Here is a 21,089-nt window from a genome sequence, read left to right on the forward strand (position 1 = left end):
AACAAAACAGAACCCAAAAAACAAAACATCATCAACACCTCAAGCTTTAGCCGGCAACCACGAAACTAGACCCCCGCCCCCTATCGTTTCTGCATACAATTAAAAACAGCATCCAAATAGGTTGGTGAACGGCTGCGGCGTAGGCATCTGTTTCTTTAGCTGCAGGTATCAGTGCCTTTTATGACAAGCGCAGTTAAGACTAAACGAAGTTGCTAAATAGAAATTGATAAAAAGATAAAACAAAGAAGAAAGGTTTGGTTGTTTAGACCATTCGTTTTACGAGGTCGTTGATTGCGTCGCCGCGGTAGCCTGCTTCGCCGCCAGCGTTGAATCCTTGTTTGGTTTTGCCTTTGTAGCCTTTCTTGGGGGGGTGGAGCCTGAAGATTTTTTGGTTTCCTTCAAGGTGGCTGTAGTCAACTTTGCAGTCTACGATTGCTTGGGCTAGTTCATCAAGGGTTTGGTAGCCGACTTTTTGTGCGTACTCGTCGGTTAGGGGTTTTCCGCCTTTTTGTTTTCCGCGTTGTTTGAGCATTGCAGCAACTGTTTCTTTGGTGGCTTCGCCCCATGTGAGGTAGCTTTGGGCTCTTTGGAGCATGCCTTTGTAGGCGGGGCGGTTGTCAATGATTACAGCGTGGTTTGTGTGGACTAAGTTTAGGTATTCTAAGGTTTCTCGGGCTTCGCGTTGTGCGCTGATGGTTCCGCGGATGCGAACGGCGACAAAGCATTTGCAGTTTTGTGTTTGTTGTTCAGACATTTTAGCTCACCCAATCCTTTGGAGTAATCAAACCGTAGGTCTTCTTTAGTGCATCGAAGGTAGCGTAAGCAAAGGAGGGAACTGTTCGTGTCGAGCCGTAGGTGCGTGTCCACAGGTCTTTGACTCCGGCTAAGCCCAGGATGACTTTGCCGACTTCGCCAGTGACCAAGCCTAAGCCTCTTGGACCAGGAACTATAACAACGCGGACGCTGCCACATTTGCCTTCCACCTGGAAAGGAACAGAGTGACCACGACCACAACCGCACTCCCAACTACCGCAGCCACGTTTAATGGGAACAATGTTTAAGCGTGCGTCAGCAGCGGCTTTTTCAATAGCGTTACGAACTTGACCAGCTTTTCCAGAACCCAAACCAACATAACCATCCCTGTTACCCACACAGACAATGGCTTTGAAACGGCTTTTTTCGCCTGCGTCAGTTTGTTTCTGAACCAAGTTAATGTTTATGACTTCTTCTTGCAGTTCAGGAAGCAAAGCATCCACTATTTGGGGTTCAGAAATCTTTAACCCGTTTAGGAAAACATCATCCAACGAAGTGATTTTGCCTTCCTGAATCATTTTGCCCAAACGTGTTTTAGGAACCCACTCTTCCAAGTTTGTCCTTGGGCGGTCTCTTGATCTTTGTCTTGACATTATGCTTTCTTACCACCTTTAGGTTTCTCTGCGGGCTTATCAGCCTTCGCTTTGGCTTTGGCAGGTGCCTTGGCTTTAGCGGGGGCTTTAGCCTTCTTTGGTTTTGACTCTTTTACTTTTGCTTCGGCGTTGAACGTTTTTAGGATGTCTGCTTTGACTTGCTCGAAGTGTTCGCTGGTCTTTGCGGGTGCAAGACCTTTTTTTATGGAAGCAGAGAATTTGGGTGCGTATTCTTCAGCTTCGCCTAGGGTCTGTGCGTATTCTACAATGTGTTCTCCAGCGCAACGTTCCTCAACGATTTTTTCGTCATCATGGGGAACTTCAACACCAGCGTCCACAACGCCGCTCATAGCAGCGAAGACTTTGGAGCCCTTCGTTGGTGAAACCAGACCCAAATCCAAGATTGCGTTTTCAACGCTTTTAGCTTTAGCTTTCAAGCCGCATAGTAGCCCTGTTAGATACGCCGCGGGGATGTTTCCAGTTGCAGCTTTCCAGCCATAAGAGTTGACTAACTCGCGGCTGTGCGCGGAAGCCAAAACTTCATCGCCATGAGCCTTGGCAACTACGATTTGCACGACAGTGTTTTTCAAGCTGCTACGGGTAACCAAACGAGGTTTTCCTGAAACCACGAAGGCTTTGCGTGCCTGATAATCAGTTTTCTGTTCACGACGCCTGCGCAGTTGAACTCTATAACGGGAACTCTTTGCCATTAACGTTTCCTCCACATTTCATGAGTTTTTGCGAACCGTTCCATTTCAGCAATTGACGCGAATCGTCCACTGCCAGCCATCAAATACAACTGTCGATAGTTGTGTTCTGTGACGGTACGGTTTGCCTTGAGCATTCTTAGTCTTCGGCGTAAAGCACGAATCCGAAGCATCCAAGCCGCCTTCTTTGATACAACCGCGCGAGGACCAGCACTCTTGCTGCCAGGACCCTTACGGCGACCTTTGCGTTTCTTAGCGGCAATAACCTTAGCGCGTCCACGGCTAACGCCTTTCTCAGGCAAAGTAACAATAACTTTTTCGTGAACTAGCCTGCGGATTTCTTCGCGTGTAATTGCAGATTCCACATCGCCAACCCGTGCAGGGTCAATCCAGACGCGGTTTCTGCCGACCTTTAGTATCTGTGAGGCTAAACGCCGTTGATTAGTAAGATTGGTCATTGTTTCTTAGCTCCCTTGGCTTTCTTTTTGGGTTCAGCCTTCTTCTTGGGCTTGGCCTCTTTTGCGGTTTTCGGCTTGGGTTTCTTTTCGGCTTTCTTTTTGTCGTCGGCTTTGGGTTTTTTCTCTTCAGCCTTTGGCTTCTTCTCAGCAGCTTTAGGTTTCTTCTCTTCAGCCTTCTTCGGAGCAGGTTTCTTTGTGTCTTTGGTTTCTTCTTCAGCTTCTGCTTCTTCGTCTTCGATGAGAGCTTCTTTTACTTCTTGGGCGTTTAGGATTTTGATGTTAAGTTTGCGGGCTTCAGCGATTATGTCTACGCGTTTTCGTTTACCCACGGTGTGAGCGATCCTTGCTGCTTGGGTTTCAGGGTTAACAGCTACGACTTCGGCGACGTTGTTAACCAAGACTTCTTCGTAGCCAGAAGGATGCAAACCGCGAACGATTTTTGCGCCTTTGTAGCCGCTGCTTGGACCTGGGGGCCAGCCTTTGATTTTGCGGCGGATTTTGTTGTCCAAGCCACGGGGTCGCCTCCAGCTTTCGCTGAACTTGTCATAGCGCCAGCTTTCAGGACGAACAAAAGCAGGTTTCTTAGCTTTAGCCCGTGCGCGAACTCGCAGCGCATTTTGCAGTGATGGAGAATCTTTCTTGTCGGTCATTTTAGTCCATTCCCTCGTTTCGTTCGTATACGTATATGCCGTCTAGGAAAACACGAGGATCCTTGTTTGTCACTTTCGTAACCATTTCGATATTTGCAGCTGTTTGGCTGACATCTTCTAGGGCTATGCCTTTGATGATGATGTCCTCGGGCTCTAGGGTGACTTTGACGTCGCCTAAGATTTTGGCTTTGCGGGCGCGGCGTTCACCAGTAAAGTTTTCGACCAAGACAGCGCGGTCTTTGAGTTTCACGGTTATGGGGAAGTGGGAGAACACGATTTTGAGTTTGTATGTGAAACCTTTGGTGACGCCAGTTATCATGTTGTTTATGTGAGAGTTAACAGTGCCCACCATGGCGGCTTCTTTTTTGCGGGGCCACTCAGCCCATATCTTTACGGTTTTGCCGTCAGCATTAAGGGAAACAGGAGCAAACGAAAAATCCCTAAACAAGGTTCCTTTCTCACCTTTAACGGTGACTTTACCCCCATCTAGGGTTAACTCTACATTATCGGGGACTTCAATTATTCGAGAGACTTCTGGCAGTCGCATTTCAAGCACCTTAATCTTTCTTTTTTATTAATACACGAAGGCTAGTAGCCTGCCTCCGGAATTCTTTTCTTCAGCGTCCCTGTGAGAAATAACGCCCGTGGAGGTGGAAACCACCATGATGCCGACGTTTCGGGAAGGCAGGAATTTCTTCTCCCAATCCTCAAACTCGCCGACTTTGACGGAGAAACGGGGTTTCACAGAACCGCATTTGTTGATTCTGCCCATTAACTGGACTTTGAATTTGCCTTGGCGGCCGTCATCGATGAATTCGAATTCGCCGATGTAGCCGTTTAACTGCATAATACGCAGCACTCGACCTAAAAGTTTAGAGGCAGGGCTAATTACGCATTCGCGTTTGTTACGCATCTCGTTGTTGATTATGGTCGTCAAACCATTGGTTAAAGTATCCATACTCTTTTGCCTCGTTACTCATATTTTTTAAAGCCAAGTTTAGGCGCGGCTTCTCTAAAACAATGCCTACACAAATATAAATCGTAGCGTCGAATGACAGGACCATAAGATCCACATCGTTGACAAGGCCGTGCACCTTTGCCGTATTTACGCTCTTTCTTTAATTGTTGTTTTCCCATGCAATCTCCTCTGTTTTAGACGATTTCCGCTCCTATAGTTTCTTTTATGAACAAAACCGACTCCGCGGGTGTAAGAACATGTTTGTGTCCAACTTTGGCTTTGCGTCTTCGGCGGTCGCGCACACGGTCACCGGGACGATTCACGGTAACACAGACGTCCATGCCAAAGATACCAATGTTAGGGTCATATTTTACGCCAGGTATTTCGATGTGCTCTTTTAGGCCAAAGGCAAAGTTGCCGCGTTCGTCAAAGCTTTTGCGCGAGATTCTGTTTTCTACTACGGGCAACACTTTTTTGAGGAAGTCTATGGCGGCTTGCCTGCGCAGTGTGACAACGCATGCGATGGGTTCGCCTTGACGTATGCCAAAGTCGCGTATGGACATTTTGGCGTTTTTCTTGACGGGTTTTTGACCTGTGATTTCGTTTAGCACGCGAAAAGCTTTGTCAAGAGGCTCTCCTGATTTGCCTACGTTGAGGTTGACGACTACTTTTTCGATGCGGGGCTGGAGCATTGGTTGCTCTTTCCATTTCTTGAAGACGGCTTCTGTCTCAGACAACTGGCGCAACCTCCTCTGCGGTTTCTTCTGGGGCGGTCTCCGCTGGCGCTGCTTCAGGTTCAGGCTCTGGTTGAGCGGGTTCTGGAGCAGGTGCTGGCGCGGTTAGGGGCTGTGAACCCTCCAAAGAGAACACGAAGTCAAGAATTGTCTGGTAACGCGCGCCCTTTTCATCCTCGACAATTACGAGAGCGTTTCGGCGTTTCTTGGCTTCGGCTTTTTCAATCTCTACGATTTTGCCGCGTACGCCAATGTTTTTTCCGCCAGTGATTATGGCTGAGTTACCTTCCTTTAGAGATAGGCAGCCGACGATTTCTTTGGATGGAACAGATAGTTTGAGCATGTCAAAGGTTTGGTAGATGTCTTCGCGTGGGTTTTTGGAGTCAGCAACTTTGATTGTTAGGTTGGTTCCGTCGTGGAAGTTTAGTTGTATGCCGCTGGGGGTGGTTTTTTTGCCTTCTATGCGGCAGAGTTTAAAGTTGCTTTCGTCTTTGCCGATGGATTCAAGGAATAAGCCTTTGTGATTGGGCATTATACGGTAGTATTTGCCTGCGTCAGGCATGGAAATTACGTCCATTAAGCCTACGGGGAACTCGTCGTCGCGTCGGGTTTTGCCGTCAACAAGCACTTTGCCTTGTGAAATTGCTTTTTTGGCTTCTTTTCGGTTTTCTGCTACTTTTAGTATGTCACGGAGAACAAGCGCAAGAGGCAAACAACCGTGCAGGCTGTGAGGGCCAGACGAGGGTTTAATTGTCCAAAGTGCCTCTTTCTTGTGAATTGGCCAAAACTTTGGTGCGGGTTTGCGCTTTAGCCGTGCTGTTTTTCCATTTTTACCCATTTATTTTCCTCCTTCAGCTTTGGAAGCTTTGCGTTTGGGTGCAGGCTTCTTTTCAACTGGCTTTTTTGCTTCAGGCTTTTTCTTTGAAACAGGAGTTGTTTCCTTTTTCAATATTGGCTTTTTGCGTTCCAATATAGCCTTTCGGCGTTTATCGTCCAGAGTCAGGTTTTTAATCATGATCTTTGAAGGATGCAACGCTACGAACACGGTGTTTCCGTCAACTTTCTCTCGGGTCAAGCCTTCAAGGAATACGCGGTAGTGTTTCATGTCGATAGTGGAGACTTTGCCTTCAAAGCCTTTGTTGTCTCCGCGCGTTACACGAACGGTATCGCCCTTGCGAACTGGAAGAGCTTTAACGCCGTTCTTAGCCAAAAGCTCAGGCGACAACGGAGCAGTCATTAGCTTATGGCGCAAATGAGCAGGCGCATTATAAAGCATCTTTCGCTGCTTCCGAGGATTTTTTACTGGTTTTGTTGACTGCATAACTTTCACCTACACTATTATACTAGAGGCGCTTGCAACTCGGGGCCATCTTTCAGCTGCCTCTCTTGCTACTGGCCCGCGGATTTCTGAACCTTTCATTTCACCGTCAGGGGTGATGATAACTGCTGCGTTTTCTTCGAACTGCACCCATACGCCGTCGATGCGTCTGAAAGGGCGTCTTTGGCGTACGATGACTGCTTGGAAGATTTTCTTTTTCAGGTCAGGAGCGCCTTGCCTTACTGAGACGGTGACTTTGTCGCCGACTGCAGCTGAGGGGTAACGGCGTAGCCTGCCTTTGTAGCCCAGGCTCTGGATTAGTCTGAGTTTGCGTGCACCAGTGTTGTCGGCGCATTTGAGGATTGAGCCCGCAACTAGTCCACGCGAGATTTTCTGTCCGTGTCCAAGCATGCCTTTTGCGACTAGGGCTCTTTGTTTCGCTTTAGCAGCCATTTTACTTCTCCTCCATCTTTTCGACTACAACAAAGGAAACGGTCTTGCTAATTGGGCGGCACTCAGCAATTTTTACGCGGTCGCCTTCTTTAGCGTCAATGCATGGGGGGTTGTGTGAGGGAATATTGCTTCGTCTGCGTTCGTACCGCACATATTTGGTTGAGAACTGCAGGTACTCACGTTCAACGATAACAGTTTTGTCCATCTTTGAAGTGGCAACAACACCATCCAATACGCGACCTCTAACGGGGAGGGTTCCGTGGAAGGGACAGTTTTTGTCGTCACATGTTTTTTTGGGTTTCTTGAAAGTCAGAGACATTACCATAACCTCTTTACGGTTTTTTTGAGGCGGTCTTCAGGTTTTCCCACGAGAAGTTTGCCGTCGACTTGAACGGCGGTTCCGTCGGAAAATTGAAACGTGAAAACTGCTGATTCTTTAACTATGCTTTTGGCTTTGCCTTCGTGTTGAAGGGTGAAGGTGTTTCGGGTTTCATCCATGACCATGCCGTTTATGCCTACGTAGCCAGCGTGGCAGCTGCTGGTGACTTTGCCGTGGGTGCCTATGAATTCTTCACGGACGATGTCAGGAGTTACTTTCATTTGGATTTACTTCCTTTGCCTTTTTTGGGGGATGCCGCCTTGCCGTCAGCGCTGCGGATGCCAAGTTTGTACTCGTTCTCCACAGTCAATAACTGTGCAATGGTCTTACGAATCACCCAAACCCTACTGGGGTTCTCAATAGCACCACCCGCACTAATCAAGGTTCTTATACGAGACAACTCTGCCCGCAATTCCCCAAGTTTCTTAGCACGGTCAGCTGAAGACATCTTGTCAATATCTTTTAGACGCAAAAGCACCATTACTCAGATGCCTCCTCAGTTTTAACAGGAGCCGCACTGGACTCTTCAGGTTTAGGCTCTTCTTTAACAGCCTCAGCCTTTGCTTCGGGTTTAGGAGCCTCTTTAGCTTCAGGTTTAGGCTCAGGAGCTTTCTCAACTTTAGGCGCCTCTTCAACCTTAGGAGCTTCCTCAGCAGGTTTAGGTGGCTCTTCAGCGGGTTTTTCCTCAACCTCAGTCTTAGGAGCTTCTGCAGCTGGCTTGACCTCGGGTGTTTCTTCAACCTTAGGCTCGGGTTTAGGCTCAGGAGCTGCTTTGGCGGGCTTTTCTTTGACTTCAACGGGTTTCACTTCTGCAGCCTCGGTAGCGGGTGTTTTTTCCACTTGGGGTTTGGCTTCAGCGGTTTGTGCGGTGGTTGTTGTTTCTTTGGGTGCTTCGGGTTGTGGTGCAGGTTCGGGTGCGTCTTTGACTACGACTTGTTCTGCTTCAGCGGGTTTTTTGGCTGCGGGTTTAGCTGCGGGTGTTGGGGGTTTTGTTTCGATAATTGGAGCTTCAGGTTCTTCGGGTGGCAGGTCGGTTATAACGGTTATTTTGTCTGGGAACTTTGCGTCTGGGGGCATGATTTTTACTTTTACGCCAAACATGCCAGGTTTGAGTTGTACGTGGGCTTCGGTTTTGCGCATATACGTAAGGGCGGGGTCGCCGCATCTGGGGAAGTAGCCTGCGCGGAATTTTTCGAATCTTGCGCGTTCAGTGCGAAGTTTGCCGCTGATGACGATTTCGCAGCCTAAAGCGCCAGCTTCCATTACTTGGTTAAGTGCCCAAAAACCTGCGCGGCGGAAGTGTATTCCTCTTTGCAGGGCAGAAGCGACACGGGAAGCAACTACATAAGCGTTAAGTTCGGGAACCTCAATTTCAGAAACAGAAATCTGCGGGTTAGCTACACCAAATTTCTCCTCCAAAACAGCAGCTAAACCTTTGATTGTTTCTCCACCGCGTCCAATAACAATACCAGGGCGCATGGCGTAGATAACAACGTGGGTTCCCAAGGGAGTTTTGGACAGGTTTACGCCGCCGTATCCCGCGCGTTCAAGACGTTTTTGTAGGAACTCGTCGATTTCGGCGTTTTTGATGGCTTCGGATATGAAGCGTTTAACTATGGACATTATGCGGTTTCTCCTGAGTCGGGTTTTTCGGTGAGGACGATTTCGACGTGGGTTAGGGTGTCGTATTTTGGTGAGGCTCGTCCATGAGCGCGGGGCATGTAACGTTTGATTTTCATGCCCGGGTATGCGGCTGCATGGGTTATTTGTAGTCTGTCAATGTCTAGACCTTGATTTTCAGCGTTAGCCTCGGCGCTTTGCAGCAACTTTAGGGTCTGCTGAGAAGCTTTAATCGGGTATCGTCCAGCAAAAGCACGCACCAATCCTCCGCGGTGACCAGCCTTCTTACGGTAACGGCGGAAGGGCACGGCTTTCTTCTTCTCCATGACATCCCTAAGGTAATCCTTAGCTTTAGTCAATGTCATGCCCTTAATGGTCCTGCAAACTTCTCGGGCGTGTTTATGGGATACCCTAAGTTCTCGACCGCTTGCTTTCACGGTCTTTTCAGGGTCCAGTTCTTCGGTTATTATGGAGTATCCCCATTTTGGCAAATCGTATCTCTCCAACTGCGCAAAACAACAGCGTAAACGCCAATTATAAGGCTTTCCATAACCCGACAAAGTTTTAGATAAAATAAGCTACCTAATCGCAACTCAGAAAGACGAATCCGAGCGTGAAGTGTCCAAAAAAATGATGCAAACATAAACTATTATAGTTTTTCCACAAACCCCAACAACAAAAACCACAAAAAGCAAAACCAAAACTGCGGCGGGCAACAACAAACACGTTGCAAAAAAGACCAAAGATTGCTTCCAGAAAAAACAAAAGCCGCCAGCAACAAAACAAAGCATGATTTGCGTGCACAGAAGCGAAAGGTTAATTGGGGAGTGTGGTGATGTGGCTATTGTTTGCCGGTCAAAGGGCGCGGGTTCCACCTGATCCCGTTCCGAACTCAGAAGTTAAACCGTGTTCCGTTCCCATGTGTAGTGCGGTCTTCGGCCGCGTGAAAACGGGAAAGCTGGCAACACTTCATTCTTACCTCTTCTTGTGTTTCAAGGTTTTTTGTGCGATGTGTTTATGTTCCTGTTTTGGGGTTAGACGTATGCGAGGGCAACTGTATGAGTGAGAAGAAAGCCCAGATAACCATGATGCATGGTGCAGGCGGAACCGTCATGCACAACTTAGTTAAAGATTACATTGTCAAAGCGTTTGCGGGCATTGGCAACGCTGAGGTTCCTTTGGAAGCAATGGATGACTCCGCGGTAGTTGATGATATAGTCATTAAAAGTGACAGCCACGCGGTTAAACCCATATTTTTCCCAGGCGGCGACATCGGACGCATAGCCATATCAGGAACCGTCAATGACATAGCCGTACTGGGCGCTGAACCCCGCGCCTTAGCCTGCGGATTTGTCCTAGAAGAAGGCTTATCCATGGAGGATTTCCAAAAAATCCTAGACAGCATGCGCCAGACCTGCTTGGAAGCAAACGTGGGCATAGTTACAGGCGACACCAAAGTTGTAGAGAAAGGCGCTTTAGGCGGGTGCGTAATGAACGTTTCAGGCATCGGCAAAAGAACCCCCGCTTTAGAGCACAACATAGAAGTAGTCAAACAGTACAAGCCTGATTTTTCGGCGCGGTGGCTGCTGGATTCCAACCTAAAAGCAGGCGACAAAATCATTCTTTTGGGAACCATAGCTGACCACGGCTTAGCGGTTCTTTCAGCTCAGGAAGGACTCAAATTCGCAAGTGAAATCCTCTCAGACGTCAAACCCCTTAACCAAATGATACAGCGCATGCTTGCGGAAGTCGGCGGGGTCGTGGCTATGAAAGATGCCACCCGAGGCGGCTTAGCAGACGCACTGCATGAATGGACAGAAAAATCCAACGCAGGCATACTTGTACAGGAAAACCAAATCCCCATCCGAGAAGACGTACGCGTCGCGTGTGAAATGCTCGGACTTGACCCGCTTGAAGTAGGAAATGAAGGCAAAATAATCATAGGCGCCGTAGCCGAGAAAGCCCAAGAAATACAAAGTTTCCTAAGAAAAACACCTGAAGGCAAAGATGCCCAGATAATCGGCGAAGTCACAGAAGAATTTAGCGGCGTAGCCATGCAAACGGTCGTGGGCGGCAAACGCATAATCTCTAGACCTGTAGGCGACCCTGTCCCGCGCATTTGCTAAACCACAAAAGTAAAAATCATCAATTTTTTGGTTTTTATAAATGAGGCAAAGTGGGCACCGTTATATCGCTTGGCGTTTGTAGAAGGCGGTAGTCGTTAGCAGCAGGGTCAAAAGTAGACATCAGTATTAGGTGCGCCCAATGCCTCATTTCCCTCCTATTGGGAGGAGAACTATTCGGTGGATATGTTATAAGCTCTAGTTGGTAGGGTTACTACCGACAGTTGGCAAAAGGTTTTAAGCGTGAAGTTTGAAAGAGAGACAGAAAAATGGCGGGAAGGGTATTGTCTGAAACTGCAGGCGTTGAAGATGATATACAGACTCTGGTGCGGCTTGGGCTTAACGGAGTGCAAGCAAAAATCTATCTTGGACTGCTACGAACAGGCTTAGCCAAAGCACAAGAAATAGCCAAAGCCTCAGGCGTCGCCCGACCAGACGTCTACCGCACCCTAGCACAACTCCAAGAAATCGGCTTAGTAGAAAAAATGGTAACCACCCCCATAAAATTCAAGGCACTGCCGATAAACTATGGGTTGCAGATGCTTCTAAAACAACGCGAAAAAGAAAACACAGACATACAAAAAAAAGCCTCCCAACTAATAAAAAGCTACCAGAACACAGACGAAAACCTCGTACCCCAAACAAGCGACGCCCAATTCGTCCTAATCCCCAAAAAAGAAACCATCGTCCACACCGTACAAGAAATCGCCAAAAAAACACAAACCCACATGTACTTCATGACCCCCCTCAAAAAACTCTTACCCCTCATCATAAACCACCCCGACATATTCAGTGCAGCCACCAAAAGAGGCGTAAACGTCCAAATCCTAACCGAAAAACCCGAAGAAAAAACCGACCTCACCAAACCCACCCGAGAACTCAACAAACACCCAAACTTCGAACTCCGAATGATCCTAACCCCCCTAAACGTCGACTTCGGAATCTTTGACGACCAAAAAATCCTGCTCAGCACCGCAGCCAAAACCAACCCAACACAAGCCCCAGCCATATTCTCCAACAACCCCGACATCATCGAACTCGCCAAAAACTACTTCGAAATCGCCTGGATAACCGCCATAGAAACCAAACCCACACCCAAAAACTAAACCCAAAACCCAACAACCAACCCCCACCAAAGGTAAATAGATATTAAGGAAAAACCGCTTTCACTTTTCGATACCACACAAGCAGGGGTCTCCAAGCCAGGTCAACGGAGTAGGGCTTAGGACCCTATCGCGTAGGCGTTCGTGGGTTCGAATCCCACCCCCTGCACCATATATAAATAAACTACAGGGGGTTTGTTCTGGCGATGTTAAGCGGTTTTTTGTCATGTTAAAGCTTCCTTTTTCTAAAGATTTTAGCGTCTTGAAAATCGGTGACATATTCAAATCCTGCCTCTATTAGGCTGCAGACGTCTTTTTCGGTTTTAGCTACTTTAGAGATGTAGTCGGTTTCTCCTTGGAAGAGGGCTTCTTCGAGTTGGATGTATAGCAGCGTGTTTTTGATGTTTTTGTGGCCGAGCCTTTGCATGACGTAGTAGATGTCTTTGGTTTGATGGTAGAGTATGGTGCCTTTCCAGTGTCGGAAGGTGTGGAAGTGGATTTTCATCAGTCTTGGGTTGCTGAGCTTGCGGGCTAACCGTTTTCTTTGAATGCAGAATAGTGTTCCGAAGTGGTCAACTGGCATGGGTGCATGTGAAAAGATTCTTTCGCCGTAGATTTTAGGTATCTGCGTCAGCATTTCCAACATTTTATTGCTTAGGTGTACGACTCTTGGGTTACTGTTTTTTTCGGCTGTGATGTTTACGACTTTGCTTTCGAAATCTATGTCGTCCCATTTGAGCTGCCAAATTTCGCCGCATCGTGCGCCTGTTTCTTTGAGCATCTGCAGGAAAGTTGCCACGCGTTGGGTGCAGCCTGCGATGAGCTGGTCGATTTCGGTTTCTTTGGGAATGAAGGGCAGTTTGCGTATGCATTGGTATAGTGGGGCGTCCCATTTGCCGCCAGCCATTTTTAGGAATGAGCTGTAGGCGTCGACTGCGTTGTTTTTTCTGCCGTTGCTCCAGGTTTGTTTAGCTATGACTGCTTTGATTGTTTCGGGGTCGTAGAGGTCTGCGCCGCGTTTTACCATAACAAAGAGCAGTTTTGAGCGTCCAAGTATGGTTTGTTCGCTGTAGCCGCCTTTTTTCAACCACCAGATGTATTCAACGATTTTTCCTTTTACGTCAGGTTCGTTTCTCCGCAGAACTTCGGCTGTTTGAGGTTCTGCTGCCAAGTTTTTCGTCTCCATGACGCATATTTGGCTACCCTCTAGTATGCCCTCGAAGGTTTTTAATGACTTCGTATCAACGGTTGAAATATTTTCAATGGTTCGCTTTGCCTGCTGCAGGTCGTTTGGGTCTGAGAATCGCAGGCCACAGTCCCGGCAGATCCATCGTTGAATCTTTTGTCCATAAAAAATTCGGTTGCCATCCCGCCAAACTTTTTTGGAGTTGCATCGTGGGCATTGGGGGCTGACGTCGGCGGAGCCGTCTGCAGACTCCGACTTACATGAGTTTGAACCGGCTTTGGTGGTGCCAAATACGCAGTCTGGGGGTTGTGTCGCGTTTGGTGTAAGTTCAGCCATTCCCTCCCACTCTACCTAAACTACGATTCAATTTGTTCTAAGTCAGGAATGCCGAAAGCATTACACAGATTCTTTAGTGCCTGTAAAGCCTTAGCCTGTTTTTTCTGGTCGGAAATCACAAGAATTCTTGACTTTAGCAGTTCAAGCTCAATTTTAAGGTCCAGCTCTTCAATTAGTTGTAGTCTTTGTTCATGGTCGCTTAGCACAGTGTTGATTTTGTTTAGGATAGCGCCGATGTCTGCGATGATTTCTTGAATGGTTACTCGTTTGGGCTTCAACTATTTGTCACCTTGACCAACTCTCAGGCAGAACGTAAAAACTATCTATCGTCGCAACGAGATCATCTCGTTGTAGAGGGCGGCAACGAGACTATTCTTTTAAGGATACATCTTTAGCGCAGTTATCAACGCTTGGAGCTGGTCTTCTGGAGCCGTTAGAAGTAAAACATTCAGGTCTTTTTTTCTCAGTTCTATAGCCGCTCTTCCTCTTACGCTCAACTTGTAGAGGGGTGAGATAAAATGTGGTCTTGAATACCTAATGCCTTGAGTTTCCAGCCAATGCTGTTTATAGAGCGCTTTAACTCGTCTATCGACGTTTTGTTTTCCCTTGTGCCTAAACCCCTTGATGGCTCTAACTTCTTTGAATATGTCGTAACTCGCCAAAAGCTTCCCATCTGGATAGAGAATCAAAAATATTAGGAAATTAAGGCTGGCTTCTCTACCGCTAAAAACCTTAAGACATGTGCCTTTACCTCGCTTCCCCGCCATAGATGTCTACTCCCCAGACGGGAAGGAGGCAAAAACTGTGATGCCGCTGGCTGAAGGAAGTTTAGTTTAAAGAAGTATGGCAGCAAAAATATCATATTATCAAATACCTACATTGAGTGATTACCAAGCGGCTCACCTTAGTTGATTTCTAGACCGTTGAAATTAACCATAAAAGGCGAACTCCCTCGGAGGGAGTTTGATACTAGTGTAGAACAGTAATCCATTGCCAGCGAGTGTCTCTTTGAATCGTCAGAATTGTAGATTATATCACTGTTCAGGTCATTAGTTATGTTCCATACACTAATGAAAGGGCAACCAAGAAGAGACTAAAGGGAGAATTGAAGGGGCTTTGGGCAGTTCTTCGGCACATCGTTTTTTGGTGTCTCTTCTTGGCTGTCAAAGGTTTTTGTAACTAGCTTGAAGCATAAAAAGAGAACTCCCTCGGAATGAGGCATGTTTTTTACTTCTCTATCAGACCTTTTGACAAATAACAGGGTTGAGCGTTCCTTCCGTTCAATCTTCTCTTGGCGTTGGCTAATGGTAAAGAAAAAAGACGAACACAAGCTTAACTTAGAACTCAGGGTTGACTATCACTCTTCCCGCTTCTTTGCTCTTCTTTTTCCTGTTCTCTATTCTGTTGCTTTAGCTATTTTCTGTTTTGCTTACAAAATAATGCCTGGTCCGGAGTTTCTGATTTTAGGTTTTCTGGTTTACGCAGCGTACAACAAGAAAACTTGGGGTTTCTTGAAGGATTGGCTTCCATTCATTACTATTTTTGTCTCCTACGAAATCCTCTATAGCGTAGTTGGTATGACCGTTGCAAACCGTCTCAATTCAGGTCCACTTAATTTGGAGATGCAGTTATTTGGTCAAATTCCCAGTTTGCTTCTACAGCAAACTATCCGAATGCCTATTTTAGATTACACAGGCGCATTCTTCTATTCAGCTTATTTCTTTCTCCCAACAATATTTGCATTCGTTCTTTGGAAGAAAAGCCCTAAAAACTACTGGAAATACATGATTGCATTTGGCGTATGTACCTTCTCTGCGCTGATAACATTTCTTTTCTATCCCGTAGCTCCTCCATGGATTGCCATTCCAAACGTTACCCCAATCTTAACCACTTCAGTGGATGCTAGCTTAGGTCTTCCGGTTTACAAGTGGATTTTTAATTTCCTCAATCCAGACTTGTATGCTGCTTTTCCAAGTATGCACTCAGCTTTACCTTGGCTGGTTTTCCTCTTTGCCTTCAAGACTTGGAAATGGAAAGCTCTCCCGATGATAGTTTTTCCTGTTGGAACTTGGTTTAGCGCAGTTTACTTAGGTGAACACTATTTCGTTGACGTTTTAGGCGGAATTGCCTATGCTACCGTCGCTTTCATAGCTGTAAATACAATTTTGCCATTCCTGTCTTGCCGCTTGAACCTATTAAAAAAGCATATTCCCCAACTCTGAGAAAAAATTGGACGGGTGGGGCTAAGTTTTTTGATTATCCTTCTTATGAGTTGGAATCAATTAGATGTTGAAAAGGTCTGAGTGGCGTTTTCTATTGCTGTTTCGCTTATTTGTTTCTCAATAAGTCGATAGTTGCTTGCCATAGCTTGTGACAAACAATATGTTGTACCGTATCCGTCTTGAATTGTACGAACAAGATGGTTCTTTTGGAGAATTTCAAGATGATGGGTGATGGTTTTATAGCTAAGCTTAAGGCGCTTTGAAAGTTGATTAGCGTTTTGTGGTTCTTCTTTTAGGGTTCTGAGTATAATCGCTCTGCTTGGTCCGCCTCTATTGCCAGTTAAAAGTTTCCAAAAAGGAGGAAAAAGGGGGGTTGTCATGGAACGTTATGTCCACATCGTTGTAACGTATTGTTTGGAAGGCTGATAAAAAAACAGCCTGCCTTGACATCTTTTAGCTCTGACGTATGCATCGTTTTCATATCAGATTCCTAATTGAACTCTTTGCGCTTGAACATAATCAAGCCTACGACTGTCGTAACAATTAGGTAGACTGCCATGATTGCTAATCCTTCTGGAACAGTAGGATTGTAGGATGTCATTGTTGTGCTGCCAAAGTGGTTCACAGTTACATTAGGCGGATAGGGGTTTTGAAGTATAGTTGACATAATTGATCCGCCGTAACTTAGGCTAAACCATGGTTCTACAGGAATCATACCTGCAATTTGGCTGATGATACTAAATCCTAACATGAGAACAACAATGTCTACAATGAATGCGTTAGTGCTGCTCTTGAATAGTGAGCTTACAAAGAAGACGAATCCAACGATGGCTGCAAGGTAGAAGTAGGCAAACAGCACTGACAAACCAAATTCAGACGGAACAGCGTTATAGTACAGCCCAGTCAACGTTATAGACGCTGCAAATACGCCAAATGTGATGCATGCTGCTATGAAAGCGGACAACCACTTACCTATGTAAATCACTGACCTGCTAATAGGGTTTGGAACACTAAAGTATCCTGTTTTATTCTGGAACTCGCCAGATATGGCATCTCCGCCAAAGAAAACTACTGACAGCGTTATGAATATGGGCGAAAATGTTCCCCATAATCCAAAGATACCCTTGCCCACGAAATAAGCTAAAGCCACGCTCATTACAAGCGTTAAAGCCATCAGTATAAGAAAACGCCTTGACCTGATATAGTCAAGCAAGGTATACTTCATTATGACGCCTATCTGTGCGAATTTGGACGGAACTTTGTTAATACATCCAGATTTTGTTCTAATCATTTTATTTTCCTCCTTTTACTAGTTTGAGATAAGCCTCTTCAAGCGCTGATGATGCCGGTTTGAAGCTGACTAACCCAATTTTCAAAGCGAAAATATCGGCGAGAACTCGTTCCTGCACGTCAATTCCGCCCGCAAAATGAACCAACAGCGTATTCTCATCTTTTTCGTCAGCCGACTCTACGCCCGAAATTGAAGTGACCTTGCTCATTATTCCAGGTGTGATTGAGTGGCGTATGCCTACTTCGACGATGTTTTCTCCGTTAGATGCCTTTGCTGTTACGTTAGCAAGTGTGTCATGGACGATCAGTTTACCTTGATCAACCATTGCAACTTCATCGCAGACATCTGCGACTTCACTGAGAATGTGTGAGCTCATGAAAATCAGTCTTTGATGGTTTTTTAGGGACTTTATTATATCTCTGACTTCGCTCATTCCCCGTGGATCCAGCCCTGAGGTGGGTTCGTCTAGCAGAATTATACAAGGGTCGCTTAGAAGCGCTGAGGCTATGCATATTCTCTGTTTCATGCCCTTGGAGAACTTGTTGACTCTTTTGTCAATCCAGTCTTCCATTTTAACTTCTGAGATTGAATATTCTATTCTGCTCTGTTGCTCAGAACTTGGCACTCCTCGGATTTCAGCAATCATTTTTAGTGCTTCTCTTGCGGTTAGTGAGGAGTAGATTTCTGGGGTTTCAATTAATGCGCCGACAGATGCGAGTGCTTTCTCTTTCTGTTTGTGCACGTCAACTCCGTTTATGAGAGCTTTTCCCGAAGAAGGCGTGATTAGGTCGGTAAACATTTTGAGGGTTGTTGTTTTTCCCGCGCCGTTAGGGCCAAGAAAACCGACGCATTTTGCGCCTTCCGCTTTGAGATTTAGGTTTGAAACAGCAGTAAAAGAACCGTACTGTTTCGATAGGTTTACTGCTTCAATTGATGGCATTTTGATTCACCTTTATCTCAGTCCATTAGCGGAGACACTTAAAAGGCGGACTCATTCCGAGGGAGTAATTAAGAAACAACGGAAAAAAAGATAGTTTAAGTTTTTATGCCTAATCTTGGGAATTTGAGTTGCCCCACATACTTCATTATCCACTGCACAAAGTCGTCGTATGCTTGAGCGCCTTCTTTTGTTAAAACGACCAAGCCGTTTTCGTCAATTGTGATGAAGCCCTTCTCAGACATCCAGCCTAAATACTTAATCAGTTTATCATATGCTAGACCCGTTGTAGTGGCGAGGGCTGTTTTATTCATCCTGTTTTTCTCTTTCAGCGCCTTGATTATTCGGGCGATGACGTAGAGGTCAGGTTTAGAACTCGGCTCTCCTGAGTTCATTGCTAAACCACCGTAACTCCCAAAGAAGATTATCTAATGCCCTAATCTGATTATAACGCCTCGAAAGGTCGTTTCTTAGCAGTAAGAAGACTACCAGCAGCGAAACTAGGCCTAACAAAGGACCACCGATTACATCTATTCGGTGAAATAGGGTAAATGTGATAAAATTCTCTGCTATACCTATCGCAAAGAATGTTATTACCCAGTAGGCGACAGCTTTAAGCAACCCATATACGGCATAGCTTAGTCGTCCTCTCGAAATTTTGTCAAATGTTTCGTCCCAATCCAAATCCAGCAAGATTTCTAGTGCTGAGGGAAAGCCCTGAGAGAGCGCTTCTTTCCAGTCACCTGTTCGGACTGAATCGACATTTTTTCTAACTACCAATACGCCTATTGCAACGCCCGTAATGGGGATAAAAAGTGACAGAACAGATATTATGATGATGTGAGGTTTGTCAAGGGGTATAGCTAAGTTTAGGAAGCCTATTGACGCGCCTACTGCTAGGAAAACTATGATCGAACTGATAACAATCAGGGCGAATTTCTTTAGAGAACTGGAGAGCGCGTTGTATTTTTTGACTTGGTCAAGAGTTTCCATTAACTCAGAGACTTTCGAAACTACGCTTTCCTCTGTTAATCCTGAGTTGGTTCCAACTTTTTTCTCTGACATGTTATTACCGCCTAAACTCGTAATGAAGGCTTAAGAGTCAAAACATTTACGTTGACTCCAAGTGAATATAAACTAAACTCCCCCTGAATGAGTTGACAGTGGAAATCTATCTATTGGTTAGGTCCTTTGCTTATTTTGTATTTGGAAGGTTCTTGCTTCCTCAATATGCTTTATATAAGAGCGTTGGTGGCGTATAGCCGTTTGGTTGATTGTGCAGCGAGTAATGTCGAGGTTTCATACTGAAGAAGCCAAGGGCGGCAAATATCCATGCAATCAATATCAGCAGTAATCCGACTAATAGTATGGAGAATACGGAACCCCACCAGAGCAAAGTGCCTGCAGTTTTAAACAATGTGTCTCCAGACTTCTCAGCAAGTGCATTGAATGTTTTCCTCAGATAAGTTGTAGCAAGCACGAAGAACACAAAACCCGTTATGAGACCTCCGATAAGAATGATTAATCCAATTTCAAAGCCTATGGTGAACTCGAAGGTTGCTCCTGCAAATAGACCTGCGGAGGCAAAACTAACCAGCATTGCTGCAATGGCTGCTCCAACTGCAATTAAAGCGACTGAATAGTATTTGAGGCCCATCCGAGTATTTTTGTGGATGCCTTCGTCTTGATAATAGTTTGAGAATTCTTTTGTTGCTTGAAGGAGTAGAACTATGCCTATTACGCCTAAGCCCCAGCCGACGAATGGAATTAAGCCGAGCAAAAGCAATATTGTAGCTTCGATTGCCACGGTTTTGCTGCATTGAAAGTTAACGTTTATTCTCCTCTACCCCCTTTTCGATTAACCAGAGTTTAGGCGTCTAGCATCAGGTGGATTTTAAGCACTTATAAACTGAACTCCCTCCGAATGAGTCAGCTTTTTACCTCTTTACCAGATTTTTGGCAAGGTATTCGATTTAAAAAATTGAAGCGAGAGATGTAATACGGCTACCCTTTCAGAAACTCTTCAGCAAATACTCAATACAAATGCTGCTAACGCTGAAATCTTAGCGTCCATTATCCTATTCGTTACTATTGCTGTTGTAGGATGGGGCACTTACCTTGTTTTTAGCAGGTACTTTTCTAGATGGGCAAAGAAGACTGAGACCACAATAGACGATGACATACTCGTCGCCGTGAGAACAATAATAGTAATAATGATAGTGATACTGGGAATAGAGTATGCCCTCCAACCGCTATCATTCTTACAACCATACAGGGATACCTTAAACGAATTGTTCACGGTACTCCAAATCTTACTAGGCGCATTTGCCTTAACCAGAGTCTCAAACATACTAGCGGACTGGTATGCTGACCGAAATAAACTCATAGCTGGGAAAAGCAGCAAGCATATTTTGTTTATTCTCAAAAAAGCTGTTCAAGCAGTGATTTTCATCTTTGCTTTTCTTATCATACTATCTGTCTTCAACATTGACCTCAGCGGCGCAATCGTGGGCTTGGGCGTCGGAGGCATCGCCATCGCGTTTGCCCTACAAACGGTACTAAGTGAGTTCTTCAGCACTTTCTCCATTTATTTTGACCGCCCCTTTGAGATTGGAGACTTTATCGTGGTAGGCGATTATAGTGGTACTGTAAAAAACATCGGCATCCGGTCAACCAGGCTCCAACTCCTACAAGGTGAAGAACTCGTTATATCTAACAAGGAGCTAACGGAGCATAGCGTACGGAACTTTAGGAAGCTAGAGAAGAGGCGTGTAACCTTCAACTTGGGCGTGACATATGACACGTCATCGGAGAAACTGCGAAAAATCCCGCTTATCATAAAAGAAATCTTCGACAAGATTGAGTTCGCCGAATTAGATAGGGTTAACTTTACCGAGTTCGCCGATTACAGTCTAAAGTATCTTGTTATCTATTATGTGAACTCATCTGATTACGGCACATACTTGGATACGCAGGAGAAAATAAACTTGGCAATTAAGGAAGCGTTTGAATGTGAAGGAATAGAAATGGCATTCCCAACAAGCACAGTCTACATCAACAAGTCAGTTGATTTCAAGCCAAATTAACTATTGACTAAAGAAACTTGCGTGTTATTTGTCGTCAAATGTTAACGTTAAAATTGTTAAGAAAAGGCTTAGGCATCAGGATATTTCAAAGTTAATCTTTAGCGGATATAAATTGAACTCCC

At 45.6% G+C, this 21,089-nt stretch carries 27 protein-coding genes, 1 tRNA gene, 1 rRNA gene and 3 pseudogenes; 6 read left to right on the forward strand and 26 right to left on the reverse strand.

Translation table 11 applies throughout. The annotated features are described in order from the left end of the window. Positions 1 to 262: 262 nt before the first annotated feature. The 17 genes and pseudogenes from NWF04_06525 to NWF04_06605 all read right to left on the reverse strand — a co-directional run bounded on the left by NWF04_06525 (position 263) and on the right by NWF04_06605 (position 9,174). On the reverse strand, positions 263 to 754 hold the full coding sequence (locus NWF04_06525; protein MCW4006234.1) for a 50S ribosomal protein L30: 492 nt from the start codon (positions 752 to 754) through the stop codon (positions 263 to 265). Position 755: 1 nt separating this feature from the next. Next, positions 756 to 1,406: a 30S ribosomal protein S5 gene (locus NWF04_06530; GenBank protein MCW4006235.1), complete on the reverse strand. Its 651-nt coding sequence runs from the start codon at positions 1,404 to 1,406 to the stop codon at positions 756 to 758. A 131-nt stretch (positions 1,407 to 1,537) separates the two neighbouring features. Further along, positions 1,538 to 2,116: pseudogene (locus NWF04_06535) on the reverse strand (50S ribosomal protein L18). Beyond that, positions 2,116 to 2,571, reverse strand: a complete 456-nt coding sequence (locus NWF04_06540) for a 50S ribosomal protein L19e (protein MCW4006236.1) — start codon at positions 2,569 to 2,571, stop codon at positions 2,116 to 2,118. The pseudogene NWF04_06535 and the gene NWF04_06540 overlap by 1 nt, the downstream one beginning before the upstream one ends. A gap of 257 nt (positions 2,572 to 2,828) precedes the next feature. After that, a pseudogene (locus NWF04_06545) lies at positions 2,829 to 3,221 on the reverse strand (50S ribosomal protein L32e). 1 nt (position 3,222) lies between these two features. After that, entirely contained in the window at positions 3,223 to 3,768 is a 546-nt protein-coding gene (locus tag NWF04_06550) for a 50S ribosomal protein L6 (protein MCW4006237.1), read from the reverse strand. A gap of 27 nt (positions 3,769 to 3,795) precedes the next feature. Then, a complete protein-coding gene (locus tag NWF04_06555; GenBank protein MCW4006238.1) occupies positions 3,796 to 4,179 on the reverse strand; it encodes a 30S ribosomal protein S8 in 384 nt (127 codons plus the stop codon). A 14-nt stretch (positions 4,180 to 4,193) separates the two neighbouring features. Continuing rightward, on the reverse strand, positions 4,194 to 4,358 hold the full coding sequence (locus tag NWF04_06560; GenBank protein ID MCW4006239.1) for a 30S ribosomal protein S14: 165 nt from the start codon (positions 4,356 to 4,358) through the stop codon (positions 4,194 to 4,196). A gap of 15 nt (positions 4,359 to 4,373) precedes the next feature. Continuing rightward, positions 4,374 to 4,925 carry a 50S ribosomal protein L5 gene (locus NWF04_06565; protein ID MCW4006240.1) on the reverse strand — a complete coding sequence of 184 codons (552 nt, stop codon included), beginning with the start codon at positions 4,923 to 4,925 and terminating at the stop codon, positions 4,374 to 4,376. Then, positions 4,909 to 5,751: a 30S ribosomal protein S4e gene (locus tag NWF04_06570; protein ID MCW4006241.1), complete on the reverse strand. Its 843-nt coding sequence runs from the start codon at positions 5,749 to 5,751 to the stop codon at positions 4,909 to 4,911. Before NWF04_06570 ends, NWF04_06565 begins: the two co-directional genes overlap by 17 nt. A gap of 120 nt (positions 5,752 to 5,871) precedes the next feature. Continuing rightward, positions 5,872 to 6,234: pseudogene (gene rplX / locus NWF04_06575) on the reverse strand (50S ribosomal protein L24). Positions 6,235 to 6,243: 9 nt separating this feature from the next. Beyond that, entirely contained in the window at positions 6,244 to 6,642 is a 399-nt protein-coding gene (locus NWF04_06580) for a 50S ribosomal protein L14 (GenBank protein ID MCW4006242.1), read from the reverse strand. Positions 6,643 to 6,685: 43 nt separating this feature from the next. Next, positions 6,686 to 7,003: a 30S ribosomal protein S17 gene (locus NWF04_06585; GenBank protein MCW4006243.1), complete on the reverse strand. Its 318-nt coding sequence runs from the start codon at positions 7,001 to 7,003 to the stop codon at positions 6,686 to 6,688. After that, complete coding sequence (locus tag NWF04_06590) at positions 7,003 to 7,284, reverse strand: ribonuclease P protein component 1 (protein ID MCW4006244.1); 282 nt, start codon at positions 7,282 to 7,284, stop codon at positions 7,003 to 7,005. Before NWF04_06590 ends, NWF04_06585 begins: the two co-directional genes overlap by 1 nt. Further along, on the reverse strand, positions 7,281 to 7,544 hold the full coding sequence (gene rpmC / locus NWF04_06595; protein ID MCW4006245.1) for a 50S ribosomal protein L29: 264 nt from the start codon (positions 7,542 to 7,544) through the stop codon (positions 7,281 to 7,283). Before rpmC ends, NWF04_06590 begins: the two co-directional genes overlap by 4 nt. Then, entirely contained in the window at positions 7,544 to 8,686 is a 1,143-nt protein-coding gene (locus tag NWF04_06600) for a 30S ribosomal protein S3 (GenBank protein ID MCW4006246.1), read from the reverse strand. Before NWF04_06600 ends, rpmC begins: the two co-directional genes overlap by 1 nt. Beyond that, a complete protein-coding gene (locus NWF04_06605) occupies positions 8,686 to 9,174 on the reverse strand; it encodes a 50S ribosomal protein L22 (protein ID MCW4006247.1) in 489 nt (162 codons plus the stop codon). The genes NWF04_06600 and NWF04_06605 overlap by 1 nt, the downstream gene beginning before the upstream one ends. A 356-nt stretch (positions 9,175 to 9,530) precedes the next feature. On the opposite strand from NWF04_06605, the gene rrf reads away from it, so the two are divergent. The 4 genes from rrf to NWF04_06625 all read left to right on the forward strand — a co-directional run bounded on the left by rrf (position 9,531) and on the right by NWF04_06625 (position 12,081). Next, a 5S ribosomal RNA gene (gene rrf / locus NWF04_06610) occupies positions 9,531 to 9,650 on the forward strand. Between the two features lie 91 nt (positions 9,651 to 9,741). Next, positions 9,742 to 10,809 carry a hydrogenase expression/formation protein HypE gene (gene hypE / locus NWF04_06615; protein MCW4006248.1) on the forward strand — a complete coding sequence of 356 codons (1,068 nt, stop codon included), beginning with the start codon at positions 9,742 to 9,744 and terminating at the stop codon, positions 10,807 to 10,809. Between the two features lie 281 nt (positions 10,810 to 11,090). Next, positions 11,091 to 11,912 (forward strand): helix-turn-helix domain-containing protein, encoded by an 822-nt coding sequence (locus NWF04_06620; protein MCW4006249.1) that lies wholly within the window; start codon positions 11,091 to 11,093, stop codon positions 11,910 to 11,912. An 81-nt stretch (positions 11,913 to 11,993) separates the two neighbouring features. Next, positions 11,994 to 12,081, forward strand: a tRNA-Leu gene (locus NWF04_06625). Between the two features lie 57 nt (positions 12,082 to 12,138). Here NWF04_06625 and NWF04_06630 read toward each other — a convergent pair. The 3 genes from NWF04_06630 to NWF04_06640 all read right to left on the reverse strand — a co-directional run bounded on the left by NWF04_06630 (position 12,139) and on the right by NWF04_06640 (position 14,198). After that, on the reverse strand, positions 12,139 to 13,431 hold the full coding sequence (locus NWF04_06630) for a tyrosine-type recombinase/integrase (GenBank protein ID MCW4006250.1): 1,293 nt from the start codon (positions 13,429 to 13,431) through the stop codon (positions 12,139 to 12,141). Between the two features lie 20 nt (positions 13,432 to 13,451). Next, positions 13,452 to 13,709, reverse strand: coding sequence for a hypothetical protein (locus NWF04_06635; protein MCW4006251.1), 258 nt, complete (start codon positions 13,707 to 13,709; stop codon positions 13,452 to 13,454). 99 nt (positions 13,710 to 13,808) lie between these two features. Then, positions 13,809 to 14,198: a hypothetical protein gene (locus tag NWF04_06640; GenBank protein MCW4006252.1), complete on the reverse strand. Its 390-nt coding sequence runs from the start codon at positions 14,196 to 14,198 to the stop codon at positions 13,809 to 13,811. Positions 14,199 to 14,735: 537 nt separating this feature from the next. Between NWF04_06640 and NWF04_06645 the strand changes: the two genes are divergently transcribed. Continuing rightward, positions 14,736 to 15,653, forward strand: coding sequence for a phosphatase PAP2 family protein (locus tag NWF04_06645; protein MCW4006253.1), 918 nt, complete (start codon positions 14,736 to 14,738; stop codon positions 15,651 to 15,653). 56 nt (positions 15,654 to 15,709) lie between these two features. Here the strand turns inward: NWF04_06645 and NWF04_06650 are convergent, their stop codons facing one another. From NWF04_06650 to NWF04_06675, 6 genes are all read right to left on the reverse strand, one after another. After that, positions 15,710 to 16,033: a winged helix-turn-helix domain-containing protein gene (locus NWF04_06650; protein ID MCW4006254.1), complete on the reverse strand. Its 324-nt coding sequence runs from the start codon at positions 16,031 to 16,033 to the stop codon at positions 15,710 to 15,712. Between the two features lie 110 nt (positions 16,034 to 16,143). Then, positions 16,144 to 16,944, reverse strand: coding sequence for an ABC transporter permease (locus NWF04_06655; GenBank protein ID MCW4006255.1), 801 nt, complete (start codon positions 16,942 to 16,944; stop codon positions 16,144 to 16,146). A gap of 1 nt (position 16,945) precedes the next feature. After that, a complete protein-coding gene (locus tag NWF04_06660) occupies positions 16,946 to 17,884 on the reverse strand; it encodes an ABC transporter ATP-binding protein (protein MCW4006256.1) in 939 nt (312 codons plus the stop codon). Between the two features lie 95 nt (positions 17,885 to 17,979). Further along, positions 17,980 to 18,276 (reverse strand): hypothetical protein, encoded by a 297-nt coding sequence (locus NWF04_06665; GenBank protein ID MCW4006257.1) that lies wholly within the window; start codon positions 18,274 to 18,276, stop codon positions 17,980 to 17,982. Continuing rightward, positions 18,251 to 18,946, reverse strand: a complete 696-nt coding sequence (locus tag NWF04_06670; protein ID MCW4006258.1) for a hypothetical protein — start codon at positions 18,944 to 18,946, stop codon at positions 18,251 to 18,253. The genes NWF04_06665 and NWF04_06670 overlap by 26 nt, the downstream gene beginning before the upstream one ends. A 160-nt stretch (positions 18,947 to 19,106) precedes the next feature. After that, positions 19,107 to 19,688, reverse strand: coding sequence for a DUF996 domain-containing protein (locus NWF04_06675; GenBank protein MCW4006259.1), 582 nt, complete (start codon positions 19,686 to 19,688; stop codon positions 19,107 to 19,109). Between the two features lie 412 nt (positions 19,689 to 20,100). Between NWF04_06675 and NWF04_06680 the strand changes: the two genes are divergently transcribed. Continuing rightward, the gene (locus NWF04_06680) at positions 20,101 to 20,967 is read left to right on the forward strand and encodes a mechanosensitive ion channel family protein (GenBank protein MCW4006260.1); all 867 of its coding nucleotides are present in this window, start codon (positions 20,101 to 20,103) and stop codon (positions 20,965 to 20,967) included. Positions 20,968 to 21,089 lie beyond the last annotated feature (122 nt).

This window comes from Candidatus Bathyarchaeota archaeon (genome assembly GCA_026014465.1).
In the GTDB taxonomy this organism is placed as follows: domain Archaea; phylum Thermoproteota; class Bathyarchaeia; order Bathyarchaeales; family Bathycorpusculaceae; genus JADGNF01.

What these genes read in the sequence shown, in the direction of transcription:
- NWF04_06570 (MCW4006241.1), bottom strand. Translation starts at nt 5,751, where the DNA reads ATGGGTAAAAATGGAAAAACAGCACGGCTAAAGCGCAAACCCGCACCA.
- NWF04_06525 (MCW4006234.1), bottom strand. Translation starts at nt 754, where the DNA reads ATGTCTGAACAACAAACACAAAACTGCAAATGCTTTGTCGCCGTTCGC.
- NWF04_06640 (MCW4006252.1), bottom strand. Translation starts at nt 14,198, where the DNA reads ATGGCGGGGAAGCGAGGTAAAGGCACATGTCTTAAGGTTTTTAGCGGT.
- NWF04_06650 (MCW4006254.1), bottom strand. Translation starts at nt 16,033, where the DNA reads ATGACAACCCCCCTTTTTCCTCCTTTTTGGAAACTTTTAACTGGCAAT.
- NWF04_06555 (MCW4006238.1), bottom strand. Translation starts at nt 4,179, where the DNA reads ATGGATACTTTAACCAATGGTTTGACGACCATAATCAACAACGAGATG.
- NWF04_06670 (MCW4006258.1), bottom strand. Translation starts at nt 18,946, where the DNA reads ATGTCAGAGAAAAAAGTTGGAACCAACTCAGGATTAACAGAGGAAAGC.
- NWF04_06585 (MCW4006243.1), bottom strand. Translation starts at nt 7,003, where the DNA reads ATGTCTCTGACTTTCAAGAAACCCAAAAAAACATGTGACGACAAAAAC.
- hypE (MCW4006248.1), top strand. Translation starts at nt 9,742, where the DNA reads ATGAGTGAGAAGAAAGCCCAGATAACCATGATGCATGGTGCAGGCGGA.
- NWF04_06540 (MCW4006236.1), bottom strand. Translation starts at nt 2,571, where the DNA reads ATGACCAATCTTACTAATCAACGGCGTTTAGCCTCACAGATACTAAAG.
- NWF04_06580 (MCW4006242.1), bottom strand. Translation starts at nt 6,642, where the DNA reads ATGCTTGGACACGGACAGAAAATCTCGCGTGGACTAGTTGCGGGCTCA.
- NWF04_06560 (MCW4006239.1), bottom strand. Translation starts at nt 4,358, where the DNA reads ATGGGAAAACAACAATTAAAGAAAGAGCGTAAATACGGCAAAGGTGCA.
- NWF04_06530 (MCW4006235.1), bottom strand. Translation starts at nt 1,406, where the DNA reads ATGTCAAGACAAAGATCAAGAGACCGCCCAAGGACAAACTTGGAAGAG.
- NWF04_06665 (MCW4006257.1), bottom strand. Translation starts at nt 18,276, where the DNA reads ATGAACTCAGGAGAGCCGAGTTCTAAACCTGACCTCTACGTCATCGCC.
- NWF04_06660 (MCW4006256.1), bottom strand. Translation starts at nt 17,884, where the DNA reads ATGCCATCAATTGAAGCAGTAAACCTATCGAAACAGTACGGTTCTTTT.
- NWF04_06550 (MCW4006237.1), bottom strand. Translation starts at nt 3,768, where the DNA reads ATGCGACTGCCAGAAGTCTCTCGAATAATTGAAGTCCCCGATAATGTA.
- NWF04_06590 (MCW4006244.1), bottom strand. Translation starts at nt 7,284, where the DNA reads ATGAAAGTAACTCCTGACATCGTCCGTGAAGAATTCATAGGCACCCAC.
- NWF04_06600 (MCW4006246.1), bottom strand. Translation starts at nt 8,686, where the DNA reads ATGTCCATAGTTAAACGCTTCATATCCGAAGCCATCAAAAACGCCGAA.
- NWF04_06630 (MCW4006250.1), bottom strand. Translation starts at nt 13,431, where the DNA reads ATGGCTGAACTTACACCAAACGCGACACAACCCCCAGACTGCGTATTT.
- NWF04_06655 (MCW4006255.1), bottom strand. Translation starts at nt 16,944, where the DNA reads ATGATTAGAACAAAATCTGGATGTATTAACAAAGTTCCGTCCAAATTC.
- NWF04_06645 (MCW4006253.1), top strand. Translation starts at nt 14,736, where the DNA reads ATGGTAAAGAAAAAAGACGAACACAAGCTTAACTTAGAACTCAGGGTT.
- rpmC (MCW4006245.1), bottom strand. Translation starts at nt 7,544, where the DNA reads ATGGTGCTTTTGCGTCTAAAAGATATTGACAAGATGTCTTCAGCTGAC.